The sequence below is a fragment of the Xanthobacter sp. ZOL 2024 genome, assembly GCF_052932325.1.
This window is the reverse complement of the sequence record NZ_CM128808.1, coordinates 2,486,519-2,508,148: the sequence shown is the minus strand read 5'-3', so window position 1 is coordinate 2,508,148 and position 21,630 is coordinate 2,486,519. Positions and strand designations below refer to the sequence as shown.

Sequence of the window (21,630 nt, the reverse complement as noted above, 5' to 3'; positions counted from 1 at the left end):
CTCAGAAGAATTCAAGATAGCGCTCGGTTTCCCATTCCGAGATATGCGCCATGTAGGAGAGCCATTCGTCCTGCTTGTAGTCGAGCCACGCCTTCTTCATCTCGGAGCCGAACACAGTCTCGGAGAGCGGATCAGCGGCGAAAGCCTCCAGCGCCTCGCCGAGCGTGCGCGGCAGCTGGCGGATGCCCTTGGCTTCGAGCTCGGCTTCGGTGGCCTGATACATGTTCTGCCGGTTAGGCTCGCCAGGATCGGCCGCCGCGCGCACGCCTTCCAGGCCCGCCGCCAGCACCATGGCGGCGCCCAGATAGGGATTGCACGCGCTGTCCGCGGAACGTAGCTCGATACGTCCTCCGCCGCCGGGAATGCGCACGGCATTGGTGCGGTTGTTGTTGCCGTAGCAAGCGAAGATGGGCGCCCAGGTGAAGCCCGACATGGAGCCCTGCTTCACCAGGCGCTTGTAGCTGTTCACCGTAGGCGAAACGACGGCGCAGATCGCCGGCAGATGCTTCACCACGCCGGCGATGAAGTGATAGCCGAGGGTGGAGAGGCCGCAGCCGCGCGGATCCGCCTTGTCGGCGAACAGGTTCTTGCCGCTTGAGAAATCGCCGAGCGACATGTTGAAGTGGGCGCCCGATCCGGACCGGTTAGAATAGGGCTTCGGCATGAAGGAGGCGAAGCAGCCGTGCTTGCGGGCGATCTGGTTCGCCATCATGCGCAGGAAGACGTAACGGTCCGACAAGGTGAGGGCGTCGGCATACTGGAAATCGATCTCGAACTGGCCCTGGCCATCTTCCTGATCGAAAGAATAGACGTCCCATCCAAGTTCGTTCATGGCATCGACGAGCTCGCTCAGCCAGTCGAAATTGTCGAGCGCCGCGCCGATGTCGTAGCAGGGCTTGGCGAGGCGGCGGTTGGTGACGAGGTCGGGCTTGCCATCCGCGCCCCGGCGCAGCACGTAGAACTCCGCCTCGATGCCGAGATTGAAGCGGTAGCCCAGGCTCTTGGCGTCGGCGAGCTGGCGCTTGAGAATGCCCCGGCTGCAGGCGGAAAACGGCTTGTCATTCAGCCACAGGTCAGAAGCGAGCCAGGCCACGTTGCGCCGCCACGGCAGCACGGTGGCCGAGCTGGGATCCGGATGAGCGGCCACCTCGTCGTCATGCACGCTCTGGGGCACCCCCTCAAGGGCGGCACCGGTGAACAGTTCCGAGCCCATCATCATCTGGTCGCGATGACCGACCGGCACGATCTTCCCCTTGGATACGCCGTGCATGTCGACATAGCTCGCCAGAAGATATTCGATCTTCTTTTCCGCGATCGTCGTCTCAAGCATGTTGGGCTGGGACACCATCAGATTCATTTCATCTCACTCCTGGACCCTCGTTTCGAGGCAAGACTTTCCCGTCCGCCGGCAAGCTGCCGGCGGCGCTGGGTTCAGATTGTGCGTAAAATTCAGTCCGCGGTCTTGGAGCGGATGTAATCGGACAGCTGCCAGATCGCCTTCTCAAGATGACTGAGGCGACCAGGCAGCGCAGATGCAGTTTCCGCACCCCGCTGCTGCATGGTGTTCACGGTGATGTCCTCATTGTTGAACATGTCCATGAACTCCATCTCTCGCTTCATGATCTCCTCATAGTCGGGCTGCTTCTTCGCCTCGGGATGAACCAGCACATAGGTCTGCAGGAGGGTCTTGTCCGGCCCCACCGGCTGGGAGCGGAACCAATAGACGCGGTCGGACCAGACCGCGAGCAGATGCTGCGGGTAGACCAAATAGAGGAAAAAGCTGCGGCGCTCGAGCTCGGAGAGATCATCAGCCAGGGGATGTAGGCCGAGCTCGATCTCCCCCGTCGACACCGTGCTCTTGGCGGGCACGACGCCATAAGTCCAGGCGGCGGAACCCTCTTCGATATAAGAGAGCCGGGCCGGAAACTGTGCCTCGAAGGTTTTCTCATGAGCGGCGATATGGTGGTAACATTCCATGAATGTCTCCGCCATGATCTTCCAATTAAACTGACATTCGTATTCGATGCCCCCGGCCATGACGAGCTCGCCGAAGCCGAATTTCTTCATCTTCTCACTGAAATCCTTGATCTGAGGCGCGAAGGGTTCAGCGTCATTCGAGAGATTGGTGAAGATGAAGCCATCCACCACCTCGGTCGCGAAACTGGGCAGGTTGTATTTGGAGGTCTCGAACTCCACCTGATCCATCAGCGGCGCGCCGAGCAGGTTTCCGGCGAGGTCGAAGCCCCACTTGTGGAAGGGGCATGAGAACAGCTTCGCATTGCCGCAGCCATTGGTGAGCGGCGCCCAGCGATGGGTGCAGATGCGCGAGAGGACGCGGACGACATCGTCCTTGCCGCGCACCACGACAAGCATTTCCTTGAACAGATCGATCGAGAAATAGTCACCCGCATTGGGGATTTGCGAGATATGACCAACGCAGACCCAGCCAGGCTTGAAGATCTTCTCCACCTCGAGATCGAAAAAAGACTGAGATGTATAGGCTGCCGGCGGCAGGGTTTCCGAGTGGGCGAGATCGCGACCGCCGCCACTGGCCACAGCTTTCACAAGGTCTTCAAGATCAATTTCGTTGTCCTGTCGCGGCATGGGTCCAGTCAACGTATCCATGGTCTAACCCCTCGCTCTCGCTGTGACGGGCCGGGCTGAGGCGCGTCCGGTTTGGCAGCTCGACTTCCGCGGCGTTTGGCGCCGATTGACGAGATGCTAGCAAGCCTCGGTGGCAGCGCAATATATAATTGGTCAGCCCATTAATTTTTTTCTCAATTGATTATATTATGTTCATGGTGGTCATATTTTATGCGCGGCTCTGCAGCGGGCTTATGCACGGTCGCTTCAGGTTGCGGCAATCCGACGGAATTGCTAGTGCTTGGCACCGTTTCCAGATAGACCTGAGGGTACCGTTGACGCGGCGACAGGTCGGTGTGCGCACAGGGCAAGGTCGTGACTGAAATCGAGAATACAGCGCCGCGGACCAAGCGCCGGATTGGGCGGCCGCGAAATTCCTCAGGAGACAATCTTGAGACGATCCTGCGCATCGCCCTGGAGCTCTTCTCCGCACAGAACTATTCTGCGGTCACAATCAAGGATATCGCGCGCGCGGCAGGCGTTAACCCATCCCTTGTTCATTATTATTTTGATTGCAAAGAAGATCTATTTTTGCGGGTGGTGGAAGCGACAGCCAACAAGGCCTTCGATACGTTCGAGGCTATTCGTCACGATACGGTCGCCCCTGTGGATGTTGTCTCCCTGTGGATCGAGAATCACATCTTGCAGTTCGAGCTGATGCAGAAGCTGATCCAGATCAGCCTGGATTACGCCACCGCGCACGGCCGCTCGCCGCGCATCGATGCCGCAATCCATAAATTCTACCGCATGGAAGCGGAGGTGCTTGGAAGCGCGCTGGAGCGCGGCATGGCGGAGGGGATATTTCGACCGCGGAACGTGGAGGAAACCATCACGTTCATCTCCACTTTCCTGGATGGCTCCTTGATCCGCGCAGTGCTCTTTCCGCAGGAGTTCGACCAGCCGGCGGCGGTTCACCATATGCGCAGCGTGGTGCTTGATTATCTCGCACCGGAATGAAGATCCCAGGGCTGGGCGGGTGTCGGGTTTGCTGTAGAGGCGCACTTTGCGTGATGAGCTGGCCGGGATTTCTGCACTCACCGCCCTGTCGGGGGTCTGCGCTGAATTTCAGAGCGCGTTTGAAAACAAGGCCATCTCACTGCCAGCGCCGCGGCTCTGACCGGGAAAAATCTCATCGGGACGCCGCACGCCGTCGTGGCGATGCCGCGATCCGACACGGCCTGAGGTGGCAGGCTTGTCGGTCATCCTTTAGAGCGTTTTCGAGCGAAGTGGACACCGGTTCGCGTGAAGAAAACGCGATAACTCAAGAATCCAGAGCATTTCAGTGTTTCTATGAAACGCTGAAATGCTCTGGATCAAGCGCCAAGGCAGATCCGAACAGGCACGGACGCGATCAGTCGCTCCCGCCGCCGTGTGCAGTTGATCGGGCAGCCCTTCAGTCCCCGGGGGGCGGGGATCCTGACCACGGCCGCTCAATTCACCTGGCGGTGTCGGTCCTCAGCCCCGGCACCCATCGGGAGAGCCGTGAGCAAAGGCCCGATGTCGTCGAGATCGCGCTGCTCCTCCTTCAAGAAGCGGGCGGCATAGTCAGCCCAAAGCCGGCTCTGGAGGAAGTAGCGGAACAGCTCGGGATCGAGATGACCCCCCTGGCACATGCCCAGCATGATGCCGAGCGCTTCCGACAGGGTCTTCGCCGGCTTATAGGGCCGGTCGGCAGCGGTGAGGGCCTCGAACACGTCGGCGATCGCCATCACGCGGTCCTCAAGGGTCATCTCGTTCGCCGTCAGCCGGCGCGGATAGCCCTTGCCATCCATCCGCTCATGGTGGGTCGCGGCGATCTCCGGCACCCGCCGCAGCGCGCGCGGCCACGGCAGGCTGCGCAGCATGATGTAGGTCTGCACGATGTGATCGTTGATCTTGAAGCGTTCCTCATCGGTCAGGGTGCCCCGGCGGATGGAGAGATTGTGCAGCTCGCCGTGGTCGAGAGCGTAGGGCGGCAGCTTCATGTCGAAACCGTAGACATTGGCGCCGTCGCCCTTTTCCACTGGCGGCCGGCGCTCGCCCCAGGGCGTCCGGTGCTCGGGCTTGTCGGCAAGCAGCTGCTCGGTCACCGGCAGCGATGCCTCGGGGATGGCGTCCAGGCGCACCGCCTCGTCCCGCGACAGGCCCAGCCGGTCGCTGAAATGCCGCTGCCAGGTGCGGCGGCCGATCTCGTTCAGCCGGCTGATCGCCTCATCGGTCATATACTCGCCCCCGATATTGCAACGCGCGACGAAATCGAAATCCTCCCTGAGCCTGTCCTGCTCGCTCTTCAGCCGCTGCTGCGAGGCCGCCTCGTCCTCGCCGGCGAGCAGCCGCCGCAGATGGGCGATCTCGACATCCCGCCAGAGCATCTCGAAGCGGGCGCGGACCTCGTGGATGCGGTTGTAGAGGCTCTCCAGCTTGGTGGCCTTGTCGATGACATGCTCGGGGCTCGTCACCTTTCCGCAGTCGTGCAGCCATGCGCCGAGGTGGAAGGCGTAAAGGTCATCGGCGGTCGGCTGGTAGGCGGCATAAGGGCCGTCACGTTCGCCCGCCATGCGGGCGATGATCGTGGTGGCGAGCTCGGGCACCCGCAGGCAATGCCCGCCGGTGTAAGGGCTCTTGGCGTCGATCGCGCCGGCGATCAGGCGGATGAAGCCCTCCAGCAGCTGCTGCTGGGCCTCGGCCATCCGCCGCGCCTCGATCGCCGCCGACAGCGCCCCGGACAATTTCTCGACGAACACCCGGAAATCGGCGCTGGAGTGCCACAGATCGAGCGGGTGGGCGAGGATGAGGAGACCGATCGGCCGGCGCTGCCGATCGGTCAGCGGCACCGCCAGCTGCACGATCTCCGGACCGATGTCGTCGAGCACGGCCCCCGGGCGCGCGATGCAATCGAGCGGCAGTTCCGGATCGGGCAGGATCGGCTCCGCCGAGGCCGCCTGCGCCACGGCGTTGAGCTGCAATGTCCCCCCGCACTCGTCCAAAAGATAGACCGCGCCAAAACGGCTGCCGGTGGCGCCAACCATCTGCCGCAGCACTTTGCCCAGCATACGCTCGAGGTCGGCTTCCCGGCCGATGGTCTCGGTGGTGAGCAGGAAACCCTCGATGGTGGTGCACACCTCGTCCAGCACCACTTCAAGCGCCTGCACCTCGCTGAGGCGGCTCGGCGACTTCAGCGGACGAGAGAAATCAAACCGCGACAATTGCTGGGCGCGCGCCGTCACTTGCGTGAGATCTCGGCCGATCCGCTTGCCCCCCATCCAGCCCGCGGCCATCAGCAGGAGCCTCAGGGCCGCCGCGCCGACGGCGTGGCGGGCAAGGCCGTCGCGGGTGGCCTGGAACAGGTCGCGATCCGGCGTGGCGAGATAGAGATTGAGATCGGCGCCCTTGATGCCCGAGAGGGGGATCTTGATGCCGAACCAGGTTTCTGAATCGATATCGAGCGGCAGGGTTTCCCCGGCCTTGACGTCGCGGGACGCGAATGCGGCCAGCGCCGGCTCACGAAGATCGGCAAGGCGGCGGAAGACCGGCTTGCCGTCGCGCCAATCCAGCACCTCGTCCGGATCAGAATGGGCCACGACGCTGCCATCGCCGCGCGCGATGACGATCTCGGTCCCCGGCGTCGGACGCAGCTCCCCGAGCTGGGCGCTGAGTTCCGACAGCTCCACATCAAGGGCAACCACCGCATCCCCCAGCTTCGGCCGTTCGCTGATGGTCATGCCGATGGCGCGGGTGGTGAAGAAAACGTAAGGCGCGGTCAGCTGCATTCCCTGACCCTGGGCGGCGTCGCGGAACCAGGGGCGCGTGCGCGGATCGAAAGTGTAATCCGGCATGACCTTGAAGCTGAGAAGCTGCATCCGGTCGCCGTAAAAGCGCCATTCGCCGACCGGCACACCCTGCTCGTCCAGGGTCACGGTCTGCAGCAGGAAGGCGGCCCCCTGCGGCGGGTCGATGCGGTATTAGGTAGCAAGCTCACCTAGAATGGTCGATGCCGACGAAAGCCGTTGGCGCATATGAAAAAGCCCGGCGCTGGCCCGGGCTTTTCCGTCAGTTAGGTGTGTCCTTGTAAATGAGCCGGAAGCTGCCTTCCAATAGCTCAAGCCACAGCTTCCTCTGTTCGGGAGGCCATACCTCCCCAGTCTTAGGGCTGAGACTCGATCAGAGCCAGAAGGCGACGGCGGTGGCGAGCGCTACGGCTGAGAGGAAGTTGACAGCGAGTTTGTCGTAGCGGGTGTGGACGCGCCGAAAGTCCTTGAGGCGACAGAAGGCATTCTCGATCAGATGGCGGCCCCGGTAGCGCGCTTCGTCATATCGGATGGTACGTTTGCGGTTGCGACGGCCCGGTATGACGGGCGTGGCGCCCGCTTCGCGAGCCAGGTGGCGTAAGCGGTCGGCATCGTAGCCCTTGTCGCCCAGCAGGTAACGCATGGGCCCGGCCCGTTCGAGAAGCTCGGGGGCGGCCTTCATGTCGCTCACGTTTCCGGGTGTCAGCATCAGCGCGTAGGGACGGCCGATGACGTCGGTGAGCGCGTGGATCTTGGTTGTCCAGCCGCCACGCGAGCGGCCGATCGCCTGCGCTGTCCGCCCCCTTTTGCCCCGAATGCCGCGCGCTGCGCCTTGATGTAGGTGCTGTCGATTGCTGTGCTTTTCGTGACCGCACCGGCCTCCACCAGCGCGTCGAGCAACTGGAGCCAGAAGCCCCGGCGAGACCAGCGATTGAAGCGATTGTAGACCGTCGTCGATGGCCCGTAGTCGGCCGGACAATCGCACCAGCGGCAGCCGACCTTGAGGACGTGCAGGATGCCGGAGATCACCCGCCGGTCATCAACACGCCGCGCACCGGGTTGGTTTTTCGGCAGATGCGGTTCGATCGCCGCCCACGCCGCATCCGACAACCAGAACAATGCCATACGCCGCCTCCCGTGATCCATGCCCCTGTGAATCAGGAAAACCGCCCCTCCTCAACCCCATGATTGGGTTTCGACCCTAATGCCCCGTGTCGATGGCAAGAAAGACATTCACCAATTATACAGTCCAAAAAGCAGAGCCAACGAATTCCCTGGAACGGATTGGCGCTTCCTAATCCGAGCGGCGGGAAACACGGCCCGGGCGTTTGCAGCGATTCACGATGCAGGCTGCGTCATCGGCGATGTCAATCACGGTGGAGTACTGGTTGGTCTGGATGCAACAGTAAAACTGATAGACTGCGATTCCTTTCAGGTCACGCATGCTGGGAACCGATATCTTTGCGAGGTAGGAGTCGAAACGTTTACACCACCGGAGCTTCAGGGTAAATCATTTTCCGGTCTTCTCCGGACACCAAATCATGACAATTTCGGCCTGGCAGTAATGGCCTTCCTGCTCCTATTCATGGGGCGTCATCCCTTTGCGGGGGTTTATTCCGGCCCCGGCGATATGCCGATCGGAAAAGCGATCGAGCAGTTTCGTTTTGCTTACGGCGGCCAGAACCAATCGGTTCAGATGCAGCGCCCGCCCGCATCCGCACCGCTGTCGATTGTCGGTCCGCACGTTGGCGGCCTTTTCGAAAGAGCATTCGCGAGCGACGCCATCCAGCGAGGACGACCGTCCGCGCGAGATTGGGTGAATGCCCTCTCCTTGATGGAGAAGGAACTGCGATACTGCTCGGCGAACCAAGCCCATTGGCATCATACAAGCACAGTATGTCCATGGTGCGCGATCGAAAGGGTTACCGGAATCCAGCTGTTCCAGCTGCGGGCCGCCAAGCAGCCAACCCTCAGCAATTTCAATCTCACAGCCATATGGTCCGCCATCGAGGCGGTGCAGCACCCTGGCAGCGCACCACCTATTGCCGATGGGAAAGCGCCACCTTCATACGTCGATTCGTCGGGATTCAAGCCCAGATGGCTGGCACCTTGGGTGGTCGCCGTAATCTTGTTGCTGATCGGTGTGAACGGTGGGGGTGGTTGGATAGTTCTGGCAGCACCTGTTGCTGGGCTTCTGTGCGCCAAGCTCATCGGTCCCGACCGAGAGAAAGTGAAAATGGCCGAAGAGCGACTACGACGCGTGAACGTCGAATGGAGAAATGCGTCTTCAGAATGGGACAACAAAGCCGGGCCCAAGCTATTCGACGAGAGGCTATCCACATTGCGCGAGCGACGTCTCAGCCTGGAGGAACTTCCGGCGCTGCGGCAGCAGCGAATGGATCAATTGAAGCGCGATCAGCGTCGTATTCAGATGAATAAATTTCTCGATAAATTCGAAATTTCCGACGCAAAGATCGATTCAATTGGCCCCGGACGCAAACAGACATTGGAGTCTTTCGGCATCGAGACCGCACTGGACATTACCAAAAGCGCGTTGCAACATGTGCCTGGCTTTGGTCCGGTACTGCAATCCAAGCTCTTGGATTGGCGATCCGCGATCGAGAAACGGTTTGTGTTCGATTCGAACAAAGCCATCGACCCTCGTGACATCCAACAAGTCGAGCAAGAAATTCTTGCTGCGCGGAAGGCTCTAGAAGCTGAGCTTGCGGGAGGCGCAGCGGAGCTCAATCGCTTGCGAATGGAAATTCTGGCAGCCAGAACTCGCCTACGTCAAAGAATTGAATTTGCTCATTTGGCAGTGAAAGAAGCCGCGACTGAGTTAGAGGCTCTGAGATAGCCGATAGTGAAGAGATATCTCATGTTGACATAATGACGATATTTAGCTGTCTCGCCCTTAACTTCAGTATGTTGCTCTTGCTGTGGAAAAGGCTGGTTCTGGAAACGGCGCCCCCCACAACGGTGGCGCCGCAATGAAAGATAAGCCCTCAGATCTTGCGACGTGGGGCTCGGAAGACCTGACCACAACGAGGGCCGTCGTGGCTCTGAGCGCAAAGAGCTATCGCTTAGCGCGAACGTCCCGGAGTTGGATATCTGCGCGCCATCCGCGTTCTTGATTTATTCCGAGCGCGGGCCAATCTTAGCCTTATGAAATTCCCACGACTCAGCCGCTACCGGACGGGTGGCACGACCGGCAACATGAAGCTCAGCTTACCGCTGCCGCGTACACCCGACGGGCGCGTCTACCGCTTCTCGCCGAATGAGGACGCGCAGCCTCGCCACTTCGTTCTCGGCAACGTCGTCGCGGATATACCCCTGACTGAAGCACTGTGCGCCCGGATGAAGCACGAGCCGCATATCCCAAAGACCGTCTGTCCCTACAGCGGCACTGTTGCGGATGACGAGGCATTCACCCATCCGGACGATCAGAGAGCCGCACTGGAGATGGTGAAGCACGAGGCTGCCCAAGACATCGAGGACGCGGTTGCACAGATGTTCAAGGACGCGTTCAAAGGCAGTTCCTCAAGCAAGGGCTTTATCAAGATCACGACGAACGTGAAGCGCGGCTCGCCCAAGCCGAAACCCCGCTTCGCCCGACAGGACCTGATGCGCGAGCTGATCTGTGATCATTGCGGACGCGACTATGGTGTCTTCGCCATCGGTCTATTCTGCCCCGACTGTGGCGCGCCGAACCTGCGGCTTCATTTCGCGCGCGAAGCCGAACTCGTTGATGATCAAGTCTCGCTCGCCGAGGAGATCGGCTCCAAGAAGGAAGAACTCGCCTACCGACTGCTCGGGAACGCTCACGAGGACGTTCTCACGGCGTTCGAGGCAACACTCAAGGCCGTCTATCTCTACGGCAAAAGACAGGCCAGCACGACCCCGCTCCCAAAGATCGGCAACGACTTCCAGAATGTCGACAAAGGACTCAAGCGGTTCGCGGAGTTCAGCTGCGATCCATTCGAAGGCCTGACTGATGCGGAGATGGGAGCGCTCAAGCTGAACATTCAGAAGCGCCACATCATCGGGCACAATCTCGGCATCGTGGACGACAAGTTCGCGACCCACGCCAGCGACGCCAGGGTCGGCGAGACGGTGCATCTTGTCGGTGAGGACATCCGCCAGTTTGCCGCCATCAGCCAGAAGGTCATCGACAAGCTCGACGCTTGGCTCGGCGGTTCACCATCGCCGACGATAAAACAGGCGCCCCTTCTCCTTACCGTAAAGGAGCCCACGGTACATCCCGAGGACCCGCAAAACCTCATGGGAATGGACCTGCAACTGTCGCTACTCGCGCGCAAGATTGCCGTTTGGGTCGCCCAACAGGATGCCGACGGCAGGCGCAATTTCGTTGACCCGGACAGCTTGCGCGAGGCATTCAAGGACAGCGCTGATGTGGAGCTTGAGGAAGCCATCGCGGAGCTGGAAGTGGACGGCTTCGCGACGGTGTCGCACACGATCGGGGGCGGGCTCCTTCAATTCCGCCCCTCGCTGGACCTCTACCTGACCTTCGACGGACCGGCCTTCGATCGTGATTCGATTGCCGATACGGTGACCGTCGCGGAGCTTGCTCTGTCCGGACCCGACAGCGTCAGCGCTGAAAAGATTTTCGCGCAGACCGGATGGGATGAGCGCCGCTTCAATCCGGCGTTCGAACACGCCGCATCGCAAATTCCCGATGAGCGCGTCAGCAAGACATTGGGGACGAAATTTACCGTCACCTCTTTTCACATGCAGCCAGAGGACCGCGTGCGAATGAAGCGCTTCGTGGCGAGCCTCAAGGCCAGATAAAGGAGCAACCGGGCAGCTCTAGCTCGACTGAATCTTGGGCTGCGTCCGACACAGACTGCGTTCGTGGCGCGTGACGGTCCCACCGCTTGGTCGTCCTACACCGGCCCCATCTCGGACTCTGGGAACCTATGTTTGCGAGTGCTCGGCCGAGCTTCACCACCGAACAGGCCCCATTCCCATCAGAAGGGACATCGGGAGTCTCCGCTTCGGAGCATACAACAGCGATCGGACAGACCAGCGGAATTTCACCGTAAAATCAAGTAAATAACGCGCGGGCGTTCGTCCGTTTTGGGCTCAGGCAGGAGGTCCACCGATAGGCGCCAATCCTGCCACATGTGAGAACCGCAAATCGCTATATACTTGGATTATACAATGCTGTCGACGATCGAGGCGAAACGTGGAAAACCTTTCCGGCATAAGCCCTTACTCATCCACTGGCCGGCGACTGCAGCTATAATGACTGGGTTGCCCGAATCGCCCACCCTTAGAGTCAAGCTTCGTTGAGAACAAAGGATATGACGCAGCCCTCGAAGACAGCAAAAGCCACTCTTGATGACCGCTTTCGGTTTGCCGAGGATTCGTTTCCCGGTGCGGCTGGCGCTTGGGATTCGCATCTTCGGTTTGGGGTGGGCGTCGACGACGGCGAACGCTATCTGCTTCGCCTGTTCAAGAAGTCCGGTACGCCGCTTGACGACGATCTGAGCCGCCTGATCGCGCGGGGACTGCGCCGCATCCGCCGCGTTCTGTCGTCCCGCCGGTCCCGCGAGTTGCTGGTCGAGGTGCGGGATGTCGTGGAAGACCGTCACGAGCTTGCGATCGTCATGCTCGAACCCGGAAGCCCGATCGCCGGCTCATCGCGTGCTATCCGCGCCAGGCAAAATCTCTTCCTCACGGCAACGGGGAGGAAATTGTTCTGGCGCAACATCGCGCGTGTCGCCGAGGCCTTGGCGATTTGTCACGATGCGGGGATCGTTCACGGCGCCGTCAGTGAACATGCAATGTTCTCCCACGGCGATGATCGCGAGGATTATCGCCTTGGCGGATACGAGGCATGCGTGCACATCGGCGACGGCGATCTCGGCGGCGCCGGTCATCCGCTGCGGCCGTCCGGTGTGATCTCGTTCCGCCAGGACTGGATGGATCTGGGAGGCGCCGCCACCAGGATTCTCGGCGTCACGGCCGACGGCGGCCCCGCGCTGCTCGCGATCGAGCGGCGGATGCTGGATCGCCTTGCCAGTCCGCCGCACTATCAACTGTTCGACGGCTCGGTGGTCTTGCGCGAACTGCGGGAGCTTGCTGCCGAACTTGAGCGCGTGGGAACGGGCTCGGAAGGGGAGCTTGTGCTCTACCCTTCCCAACAGGTCATGCAAAGCGACCTCCCGCAGCTGACATCTGGCGCGCTGGCGGCGGACGACACCCAGGCTGTGCTGCGGTTCGTCGAGGAGGATCTGCTCGGACCGGATGTTCGGGCCGTGGTCACGGGCCGCGATTCGGTAAAGATCGTCACCGATTTGGCGACATACGGCGTGAGGATTGTCGATGATCGGATCGGCCTGCTGGTCAGGGCCGACAAGAGACGGCCCGACGACCGGGTCTACAACGCGGTCGAGCTGAACCACCGGCTTTACCTCTCGAACAACCGCCGCGGTTCCGAGGAGCGTGTGCGTAAGCTCGGTCCTGGTGCCATGCGGTGGGCCGACCTCGGCGAGCAAGGTTCCTTGCCCGACACGGCGCGGGACGTGACGTCCTGGTATGCGCTGATCATTCTCGAGGCCTTTACCTGGCTGCGGGAACGGTTTCGCATCTACCCCGTCGAGATTCTTCCGGCCTCACCGAACGATGACGCGAGCTTGGTCTGGCTCCTGCCGCGTGAAGAGACCGGCCGGGACCAACGGCGCGGACGAATTGGGTTGCGCCCGGCGGCCGAAGCCCTCAAGCGCGAGCTGCGCGACGATGACGGCAGAACCGAATGGACAGTTGCAGAATTCGACACGCCCGCCGGCGGACGGGAACGGCTTCCGCAGCTGCGCTATCTCGGGAACGGCGAATATAAAGGTCAACAAGCCTTCGCTTTCGCCACGAACCAGCCCATCGTCGCCGGCGCAGGTTATTATTTTCGCCCGCAGCGGGATACAGGCTTCGAACGCGCCATCAGCCGCCGGCTTCAGAATATTGTTGCGGCGCGAAGCAATGTTGAGCTGCTGCGAGCGCTCGACGATCCCGCGCAGGTGGCGCTGGATGACGCGCTTCGTGACATTGCCGCCCCGGGCGTTCCGCCGGCTGGCCTGGATGCGACAAAGAAGCGTGCGTGGGAGGCGATCGCGGCCGGGAGGTCCATCAATGTCGTCGTCGGCCCTCCCGGCGTCGGCAAGACTTACCTGATCGCGCATCTGGTGCAGGGCGTCCTATCCCACACGCCGGATGCGCGCGTACTGATCTCGGCGCAAAATCACGAGACGCTCGTTCAGATGGAGGAAGCGCTCGCGCGAACACTGCCCGCACAGACGACGATCGTCGTCCGCGTCGAGCGTTCCGGCGTGGACGAGAAGACCGGCATATTGCGGGAGGCGTCGGTCGCGCTTCTGCAGTCAACATTGGCCATGACGGGCCACGGCGCCGCCATCCTGTCGAGCCAGCACGGCCTGATTCAGCTGGCCCTCGGACCGTCCGGTGAGCCGGAGCAGGCCGTCGCCGACCAGGTATTTCGGGACACGGACAATCTTCTGTTGCGATCATCCGACGTGACGCTCGCGACGACATCATCGTATGTGATCGAGGAAATGATCGCCGATGGGGAGCAGTTCGACTGGGTCATCATCGAGGAGGCGGCGCGGGCGAATGGGGCGGAGCTGATCGGCGCGCTCCTGCTCGGCAACCGCCGGGTGATGATCGGGGATCACAATCAGCTTTCCCCGTTCGACGTCGTCGACCGGCAAAGATTCTACAATGCTGCGGTCGCGGCCGAGCTGTTGCGCGATGCCAAGGAACAGATCGTAACGATACCGGATCTGCCGCCCGAGATCGAATCCACGCTCGAGCTGATCAAGACCGATCAACCGCTCCTGGCGGATGTCCTTGCCACCGCCAACCGGCTTGAGGAAGCGTTCCGATCCATTGCCGAGCGGGAAGAAGATCGGGAAAAGACGACGGGCCGCCCGAGCTCGATCGCCACGACGCTGCTCGAGCAGAGCCGCATGCACCCGGCGATCAGCGAGCTGGTCTCCAACACGTTCTACAAGGGTAAGCTGATTCCGTCAGAACGGGTGACGACGCGCCCGCTGACGGTGGCGTCGGACGCGGGTTTTCCCACCGCGCCCATCATTGTCCTCGACCTACCGGCGCTCAGTGTGGTCAAGAAGCGCGCGTTCGAACAACCGGTGCGGCGGTCGTACCGCAATGAAACCGAGGCCGCCGCACTGCTGGCGGCGCTGAAGCATCTGCGCCCCGTCCGGGATGCAGATGGATGCCTGCCGACATTGGTGATTTTGTCGCCCTATCTCGCCCAGGTCGATCATTTCGAACGGCTTCTGAAAGACCAGGTGGATCTCGACACCGGCACCCTGTTTGGCTTTGAGAGCCCTCGGAGGAATGGGAAGTTCATCTACACGAGCGACAGTTTCCAGGGCGGAGAGGCGGATGTCGTGGTCGCAAGCCTCGTCCGGAACAATTTGCTCGTCGGGACCCGCGCGCTTGGCTTCATCAGAAATCCGCAGCGTATGAACGTTCTCCTGAGCCGCGCCAGACAGAAGCTGGTGCTCGCCACCAGCCGGCAATTCATTGCGGAGGCAGTTGACGGCGTGGACCCCGATCGCCGTGGCGGCGAGCTGGCGTTCCTTCGCACGATGCTCGGCGAGATCGACCGTCTGAGCCAGACTGAGTTCGAGGCCGTCGGCAAAGGCGCCGCCATCATCAGGGGCGACGCAGAGGGGAAGCTGCTCCTGTGAAGATCTTCCTTCCCGCGTGGCACTACCGGGCGCGCGCCATCGTCCAGAGGATCTGGGGCTGGAGCCCGGTTGAGGAGATGGTGCTGCTCACGCTCGACCGGACGCCGGGAACCATCGAGCAGGTGGCGGCGTCCCTAAAAATTCCCAGGCAAGTCGCGGCCTCAACCGTCGCGCGCTTGATGCAATTTGGTTTGATCGAAGTACGTCTTGCGCCGGTGCCGCTCTTGACCAGCAGCAGCGTCGGCCACGACTTCCTTCGTTCCAACCGCGCGCTGCCGGAGCGCACCGAAGATCGGGAAGTTGGCATTAGCCTCATCTTCGAGAAGGTCGGACACTCCATTCTTCGCAACCGGGATGTGATGACCATCCCGCTCCGCAAGCTCCCTTCTTCCGGGCACGCCGTGCCGTTTCCGCAGGGAGAAGCCCCCGAGACGGACGCTACGATGGCGCAACGTGTCCATCGCTTCATGGCGGGCACACTCCGTCCGGGTGAATGGTTGCGCGGCGTCCAGGCAATCAGCTCGGTGATCGAGCAGAAGTATCTGGTTCTCGATCTGGACGACGTGGCAAATGGCATGCTGCCCGACGGAGCAAGCGATCTCCTGATTGCGGCCCTGCAGACGACCATCACAACAGGGGTGCTTCCACCGATCGCGAGTCCGCAACGGGACCCTTCCCCCTCGACCACGATTGCGTTCGACGCCAACCAGCTGATCGTGGGATCGGAACAGCATCTGGAGCGCTTCGAGCAGATCGTCGCCGGCGCGAGATCCGATGTCTTTGTTCTCTCTACCTTTGTCGCCGCGCAGGCGGATGAACGGGGCAAGGAGCAGCGGGAGCGCATCTGGCGTGCGCTGGAGGACGCTGTCAACAGGGGAGTGCAGTGCCACCTGTTCTGCGGGACATCCCTCGATGAAGGCGCCCGCAATGCGGTTGCGATGCAGGAGCTCAACACACGCCTCTCGACAGTGCGTTCGGCGCGCGGGATTGTGCTTGCGCAGCGCGATTCCGTCGGCAGTCACGCGAAGATCGTCGCGGCCGACGACGGTCATGGAGGCGCGGTTGCCCTGCTGGGGTCGTGCAACTGGCTGTCATCGCCGTTTTCGGCGGTGGAGGTCTCGGCCGAACTGCGCGAGAACCAGGCGGCGGCGATCGCGTTGGATCTCCTGCGGTCGATCGTGGCGGGCCTCGCAAGCGCCCGCCGTTCGGTAGAAATCCTGCAGTTCATGGCGTCCGACCTGCGGCGGAGCCGGACGGACATGACTCCCGGCGGACAGGCGACGAAGTGCCCCCAGGCTGAGTTGACGGTGCTCTATGCTGATGACCACGAGCGGGTGCTGCGAACGGCGGCGCATGAAGCGACTGAAAGTTTCGTATGTTGCACCAACAAGGTTGGGGCGCCCATGGTGCCGGCACTTTTCAATCCGGCAGAAGTGGCGGGCCGCCGCATTTCGGATGTCAGGGTGTACTTCTCCCGTTACACTGGCCCCACGAAACGCCGGCATGTGGTGGCACACCGTGAGCGGTTGCACGATCTCGTCGACCTCCTGGCGGTCCGCGATCCGCAGCTCCACGCGAAGTTTCTCGCCTGGGACAAGGATCACATCGTCATAAGCAGCATGAACTGGGGATCCCAATCGGGCTTGCCCGACAACCGGCTCGACGAGATCGGTCTGTACTTGAGAGGCCCCGATCTTGCGACGTCCCTCTTAGAGAAATTTGAATCAATTATAAATATTAATATGCCATGAGATTCGATACCATTTTGCGAAAAATAAAAATTTTCTAAACATTTATCGTTAAATTTATTATGATATAATTTCCAAAATTCATAATTTAACACAAAAATCGACGATTATATGTATAATATTATTCATAATAGAGGCCTTGCATCGTCACTGCGACCGCTAGACTCCTTATCTCGATCTTTTAGCGGAGGCCATCCTAAATTTATCGAGTGTTCACCGCTCCAGATATTTGACGCAGACTTTGTGGACGATCGGCGCTTGCTGTTTCAGCACAGGTCGAACCGTCCCGAAAATCTACTTCGGGACTCCCCGTGCTTCTCCTGAAACAACGGATGAAGCGCCTGTCGGGCCACGCGGATGTCCAAACAAGCGCCACGTCCAACCGCTCCTTTCTGGCATTGAGATAATGATAGTGGTAGCCGAGCTTACAGGCGTCGCGCCAAGGTAAGCGCTATTCCCTACATTCTTTCAGAGAAGCGTTCATAGGCTGTGATACGGGAAGGTTTCAGGTCAATATCCCGCTGATAGATTTCCCCCTTCAGGAAGGCCAGTTCTGGATCCCTCTGTTCATCCGCGACATCAATGTACCAGGAACGGGGGCGGCCGTTCTCCTCTCCATTCCAACGATATCCCCGTGACTTAAGCTGATCCTTAAACTCGAACGGAGAGCCTTCTGCCCAGATGCGCCATGTCGGCCGTCGAGCACGCGCGAGCAAGTGGCCAAGTGCATTCACGCCGGATTTCGGAAGTGGGCGCGACAGCACCTCCACCGCTGCGAGACAGTCATTTGCCGCACGATGCCGATCGTAGAAGAAGCCGCATCCCACCGCGAGATATGCGAGCTTTGTACCCTCGAATCCCTCCGCGGCCCAATCAATCTCTGACATGGAGCAGGCCCAGGGCTTGACCGAGAATGAGGGGCAGAAGCGTTCCAGAAACTTGCGATCAAAAGCAGCATTGTGGGCGATGACAACGGCGGCAGGGAGCGCAAACTGCCAAGCCTCCTCCGGATCGATCTTTTTGCCGGCCACCATCGTGTCGGTAATGCCCGTCAAAGCGGTTATGGTGGGAGGTATGGGAGCCGATGGCTCTCGCAGCCGATCGAACGGCTCCCCAACATCGATAACGATGCCATCGAGCGAATACCGGAACGGCAACATGGCGAGTTCGATGATCTCGTCTTTCGACGGATCGAGGCCCGTTGTTTCTACGTCCACGAAAAGCCCGAGGCGGGTGTCCTGTTCAGGTATTCCAGTCACTGGCGCACGTGGCCGCAAACGACGAAGAACCCGATAGTCCTGGCTTGCTTCCAGGAGGGCTGCCGCCGCCTCCAGCGCTGCGGCATCCGGTTGGCCTATCATGCTGTGGTCGCGCCGCGGACGCCGCCGCCCGTGGCGGTCGGTGCGATATTGACCAAAGCTGCCCGGCCTTCTTCGTGGAACCAGAGTTCCCCGATCTTCGCATCATCGCTTTTCGGAAGTGGATTCGCCTCTCGTACCTTGAAGGTGGTCGGGAGGTTCACCGATGTGCCGAAGACGAGCGCGTGCTGCTTCGGCAAAGAAGGCAAACGCTTCAGAACCGCTTCCGAGATGAATGGCGTCATCTGCCGAATCTGAGAAAGATCATCCGGATTCTGTATGCGATGGATGACGAAATTCGAGCATTGCGACAGGACCGTTTTCGACAATTCGCTCGGTCGTTGCGAGGCAACTAGCAAGAAAAGCCCGTACTTTCGTCCCTCTTTGGCTATACGTTCATAGATCTTACTGGCATCGATTGCATATCGTGAGATTGATTCGGAGATGTAGCGATGCGCCTCCTCGAGAAGCAAATGCACTGGAAAACGATTTCGCGGTTCAGCCTGCCGCAGCAATCTGAACACCATCCGTGCGAGAACAGACGCCACCAACTCCACGACTTCATCCTCAACCGCATTCATATCTACGATGATGATCTGATCTCGCTTGAGCCAGTTCGCTCCGTTGCGCTCCAGACCCAGGAGCCCTTCCAGAAACTTATCGCGGGACAGTTCGGCCTGCCCGCCTGCCGCGTTGTGACGAAGAAATTCGTACTCCGGACGCTCCTCCAAGGATTTGAAGCGTGTCAGCATCTGTGAGCAATAGTCTCGAATCTGCCTGTTCCCATGTGCCTCTTCGTAAAGTATCGCTAGGTCCAGCGCCTCACCCAATGCCGAAAATTCGAATGGCAGGTTGGAGTAGGCTGGGAGCTTCAGCCCATCGATGATGAACCCTCCACCATTTGCATCGCCTAGCAGATATTTTGTCAGCCCATCCGAATCGGCCATCTGACCATAGCTGATCTTTATATACGGCTTGATCTTTGCCGTGCTGATCTCTGTAGTGTTGAACCGTTGTAGAAGGCCGACCATTCGATCGTGCTTCGAAGGGCTGCCGGTGTCGTCACGGAGAATCTGGCTCAGGCACGTAGCCAGGATATGGTTCTTTATGCCTTTCAACTCTGCGCTTGCTCCGGCAGAAAATAGCGTTGCAAGGCCAAGTGCCATTCGCAGAATCGGCAGTTGGGTTCGCTCGCTGGCCTGAAGCAGCAGCTCCCATTCGGATTGTTCCAGAAACCAATGCGGAAGGCGGAACTTCCCGTCGGATGCGGTCCCATCGAGCACGACATGAGCGACGCCGATACGACTCGCCTTGGCGAGCGGCTTGAGCGCATTGGCATACTCGCCATTCACGTCGAACACGACGAAGGTCGCACCTCGTGCATGATACTCGTCAACCTTGTCGAACAACGATTGAAGGACCGAGGCCACGGTGCAGGACTTGCCGCTGCCCGTATTCCCAAGAACGGCGGTATGGCCACCGAAAAAATCATCGATCCGGACTTTGACGTCGTATCCCTCGAACACCACCGAACGACCGATCGACAGGGCGCGAAAGCGCGTCGCATCTTTAGGCACTGGTGCAGCGCCATTGAGGCCCAGAGCAGGTTCGCTTGGCTTGTCCGTCTCGAACACACGGTCAAGCTCAGCATCGAGAGCATAGAGCGCATCGGCATATAGCGAGGGAAAGACAGAGACGCCGAAGCGGAACTTCGCGTTGCGGTCTTGCGGCAGCATCCCGACCGGCACGACGTCGAGGTATTTCGCGGACGCCGCCTTGTCCAACTCCCCCTCGCCGCGACCGGGGCTGGCGATGTCCCGCTCCCGCAGGCCGACAACCTCGACCACGACATATTCCGTCTGGACCGGAATCATCAGGAACGAGCCAAGGCGAGCGACATAATGAACGTCATCGAACCCAACGACGGTGAAATTGTCCGTGCCGGCGTGCATCTCGACGACGAAGCGATCAGCCGCGACGGAAACCACCTTGCCGATGGCGCGTTTGCGGTCATCGCGGCTCATTTGCTCTCTCCATCGACGGAAGGAGCTTCCGCCTTCCGGGGAGACATTACCTCCAGCACCCTCCGGATCGCGTCATCGATGCGCTCGCTCGGCCGCTGCGGCATGAAGTGCTCGATGATCGTATCGAAAAAATGCGCCTTGCGACCGGCTTCCGGGCCGTTGCCACCAATGACCCAGATGCGGGGATCATTCAGAGCGCGGAGCTTGGCCACCTCTCCCTCAAGCATCGGATCGACGAAGATTATCAGGCGGAAGGTCGGTATGGTGAGCGCCTGATAGATGATGTTGTTGATGTGCTCGTCTCCGAAGGCGTATCCCATCGTGAAGAGAACGCTTTGTTCCCTCACGATCCGCGACTGGAACTCGCGAAACAGGTCGGCGTAGGGCGATCCGAGGCTGGAATTTTGCTTCGCCGGGGTAGGATAGATCATGACCTTGCCCGATCCCTGCGCCTTCGAGACGGCCGTCTCACGGATCGGGAACAGGCCATGGTCGTCTTCGGTCCAGCTAATCGATCCATGGATCTTGCAGAGATAGACGAAGCCATCCACCGCGGACCATTTCCGGTTGGTCAGATCGAGCTGCTCGGCAAGTGCATAGCGGAATGTCGCCGGATTGAAGCGACGCTCGACCACACCGGAGAAGCCATTGGCGTAAGGCAGGCCGAGCCGATCCATCGCTGTCTCGTTGAAAAGGTCGTAGTTGGTGGTGAAAATCCACGGACGCGGCAGCGAGCGGTCACGCAGCACCAGCTTTCTATAGAAAGTCTCGTAGAGTGCCCCGACGGTGCTGTCCCCATTGGCGAATGCTCCGTTGGTGCATTTGCCCCATAGGAATGCCTGCACTTTCTCGATGAGCGAATTGACAACCTTCAGATTATCCTTGCTCTTGGGGAGTGTGCTTCGAGCCAGCGAGAACCGAAGGCTGAAGAGCAGCTCCATCAACCGTTCAAGGTTGCGGGCATATTCCTTGTCCCCGATGTCGATCCCGAGCTCGTCGGCGAGGACCTTTCGCTCCGCGCCGGTCGGGAATCCCGCCTCGTCGGCAGTGCGCGCCTTGGTGAATTCGGCGGCAAGGGGTGCCATGGTCGGAATGCCAAGCTCCCGCCAGGCATCATTTCCCGCAGCATCTTTCTCTTTGACGCAATTAGACGAGCATCCGGCTCCCAGCAGGAAGGCGACATTCTTGGCGTTCAGTGATTCCGACAGCGCCTTCCTGACGACATCGGCGCCAGCCGGCCATTCAAGCACACCGGGATCACCCTCGGCGCCCCGCAGGAAGTTGAATGTCAATTTCTGAGATTCTTCTCCACCGGAATCCGCCACGAACTTCCCCCC

The 21,630-nt window shown here is 60.3% G+C and carries 11 protein-coding genes and 1 pseudogene; 5 read left to right on the top strand and 7 right to left on the bottom strand.

Translation table 11 applies throughout. The features are described 5' to 3' along the window. Position 1 precedes the first annotated feature (1 nt). Together glnT and ACU4E7_RS11505 are read right to left on the bottom strand one after the other, a co-directional pair. Positions 2 to 1,357, bottom strand: coding sequence for a type III glutamate--ammonia ligase (gene glnT, locus ACU4E7_RS11510; RefSeq protein ID WP_447018935.1), 1,356 nt, complete (start codon positions 1,355 to 1,357; stop codon positions 2 to 4). A 92-nt stretch (positions 1,358 to 1,449) separates the two neighbouring features. After that, entirely contained in the window at positions 1,450 to 2,625 is a 1,176-nt protein-coding gene (locus tag ACU4E7_RS11505) for an aromatic ring-hydroxylating oxygenase subunit alpha (protein ID WP_447018934.1), read from the bottom strand. Between the two features lie 333 nt (positions 2,626 to 2,958). Here ACU4E7_RS11505 and ACU4E7_RS11500 point away from each other — a divergent pair, with 333 nt between their 5' ends. Beyond that, positions 2,959 to 3,600, top strand: a complete 642-nt coding sequence (locus ACU4E7_RS11500) for a TetR/AcrR family transcriptional regulator (RefSeq protein ID WP_447018933.1) — start codon at positions 2,959 to 2,961, stop codon at positions 3,598 to 3,600. Between the two features lie 473 nt (positions 3,601 to 4,073). Here the strand turns inward: ACU4E7_RS11500 and ACU4E7_RS11495 are convergent, their stop codons facing one another. Both ACU4E7_RS11495 and ACU4E7_RS11490 read right to left on the bottom strand, forming a co-directional pair. After that, positions 4,074 to 6,539 carry an HD domain-containing phosphohydrolase gene (locus tag ACU4E7_RS11495; RefSeq protein ID WP_447018932.1) on the bottom strand — a complete coding sequence of 822 codons (2,466 nt, stop codon included), beginning with the start codon at positions 6,537 to 6,539 and terminating at the stop codon, positions 4,074 to 4,076. Positions 6,540 to 6,783: 244 nt separating this feature from the next. Next, positions 6,784 to 7,535 (bottom strand): annotated as a pseudogene (locus tag ACU4E7_RS11490) (IS5 family transposase). Positions 7,536 to 7,614: 79 nt separating this feature from the next. On the opposite strand from ACU4E7_RS11490, the gene ACU4E7_RS11485 reads away from it, so the two are divergent. The 4 genes from ACU4E7_RS11485 (at position 7,615) to ACU4E7_RS11470 (ending at position 16,914) form a co-directional block, all read left to right on the top strand. Beyond that, on the top strand, positions 7,615 to 9,267 hold the full coding sequence (locus tag ACU4E7_RS11485) for a hypothetical protein (protein ID WP_447018931.1): 1,653 nt from the start codon (positions 7,615 to 7,617) through the stop codon (positions 9,265 to 9,267). 359 nt (positions 9,268 to 9,626) lie between these two features. Further along, positions 9,627 to 11,219, top strand: a complete 1,593-nt coding sequence (locus ACU4E7_RS11480; RefSeq protein WP_447018930.1) for a hypothetical protein — start codon at positions 9,627 to 9,629, stop codon at positions 11,217 to 11,219. A 515-nt stretch (positions 11,220 to 11,734) separates the two neighbouring features. After that, positions 11,735 to 15,163, top strand: coding sequence for a DEAD/DEAH box helicase (locus ACU4E7_RS11475; protein ID WP_447018929.1), 3,429 nt, complete (start codon positions 11,735 to 11,737; stop codon positions 15,161 to 15,163). Beyond that, entirely contained in the window at positions 15,160 to 16,914 is a 1,755-nt protein-coding gene (locus tag ACU4E7_RS11470; RefSeq protein ID WP_447018928.1) for a hypothetical protein, read from the top strand. The genes ACU4E7_RS11475 and ACU4E7_RS11470 overlap by 4 nt, the downstream gene beginning before the upstream one ends. Before the next feature lie 455 nt (positions 16,915 to 17,369). Here the strand turns inward: ACU4E7_RS11470 and ACU4E7_RS11465 are convergent, their stop codons facing one another. From ACU4E7_RS11465 to ACU4E7_RS11455, 3 genes are read right to left on the bottom strand one after another with little or no spacing between them, the layout of a single operon-like run. Beyond that, entirely contained in the window at positions 17,370 to 18,272 is a 903-nt protein-coding gene (locus ACU4E7_RS11465; protein WP_447018927.1) for a 3'-5' exonuclease, read from the bottom strand. Beyond that, positions 18,269 to 20,293 (bottom strand): ATP-binding protein, encoded by a 2,025-nt coding sequence (locus ACU4E7_RS11460; RefSeq protein ID WP_447018926.1) that lies wholly within the window; start codon positions 20,291 to 20,293, stop codon positions 18,269 to 18,271. Before ACU4E7_RS11460 ends, ACU4E7_RS11465 begins: the two co-directional genes overlap by 4 nt. Next, positions 20,290 to 21,618, bottom strand: coding sequence for an SIR2 family protein (locus ACU4E7_RS11455; RefSeq protein ID WP_447018925.1), 1,329 nt, complete (start codon positions 21,616 to 21,618; stop codon positions 20,290 to 20,292). Before ACU4E7_RS11455 ends, ACU4E7_RS11460 begins: the two co-directional genes overlap by 4 nt. Positions 21,619 to 21,630 lie beyond the last annotated feature (12 nt).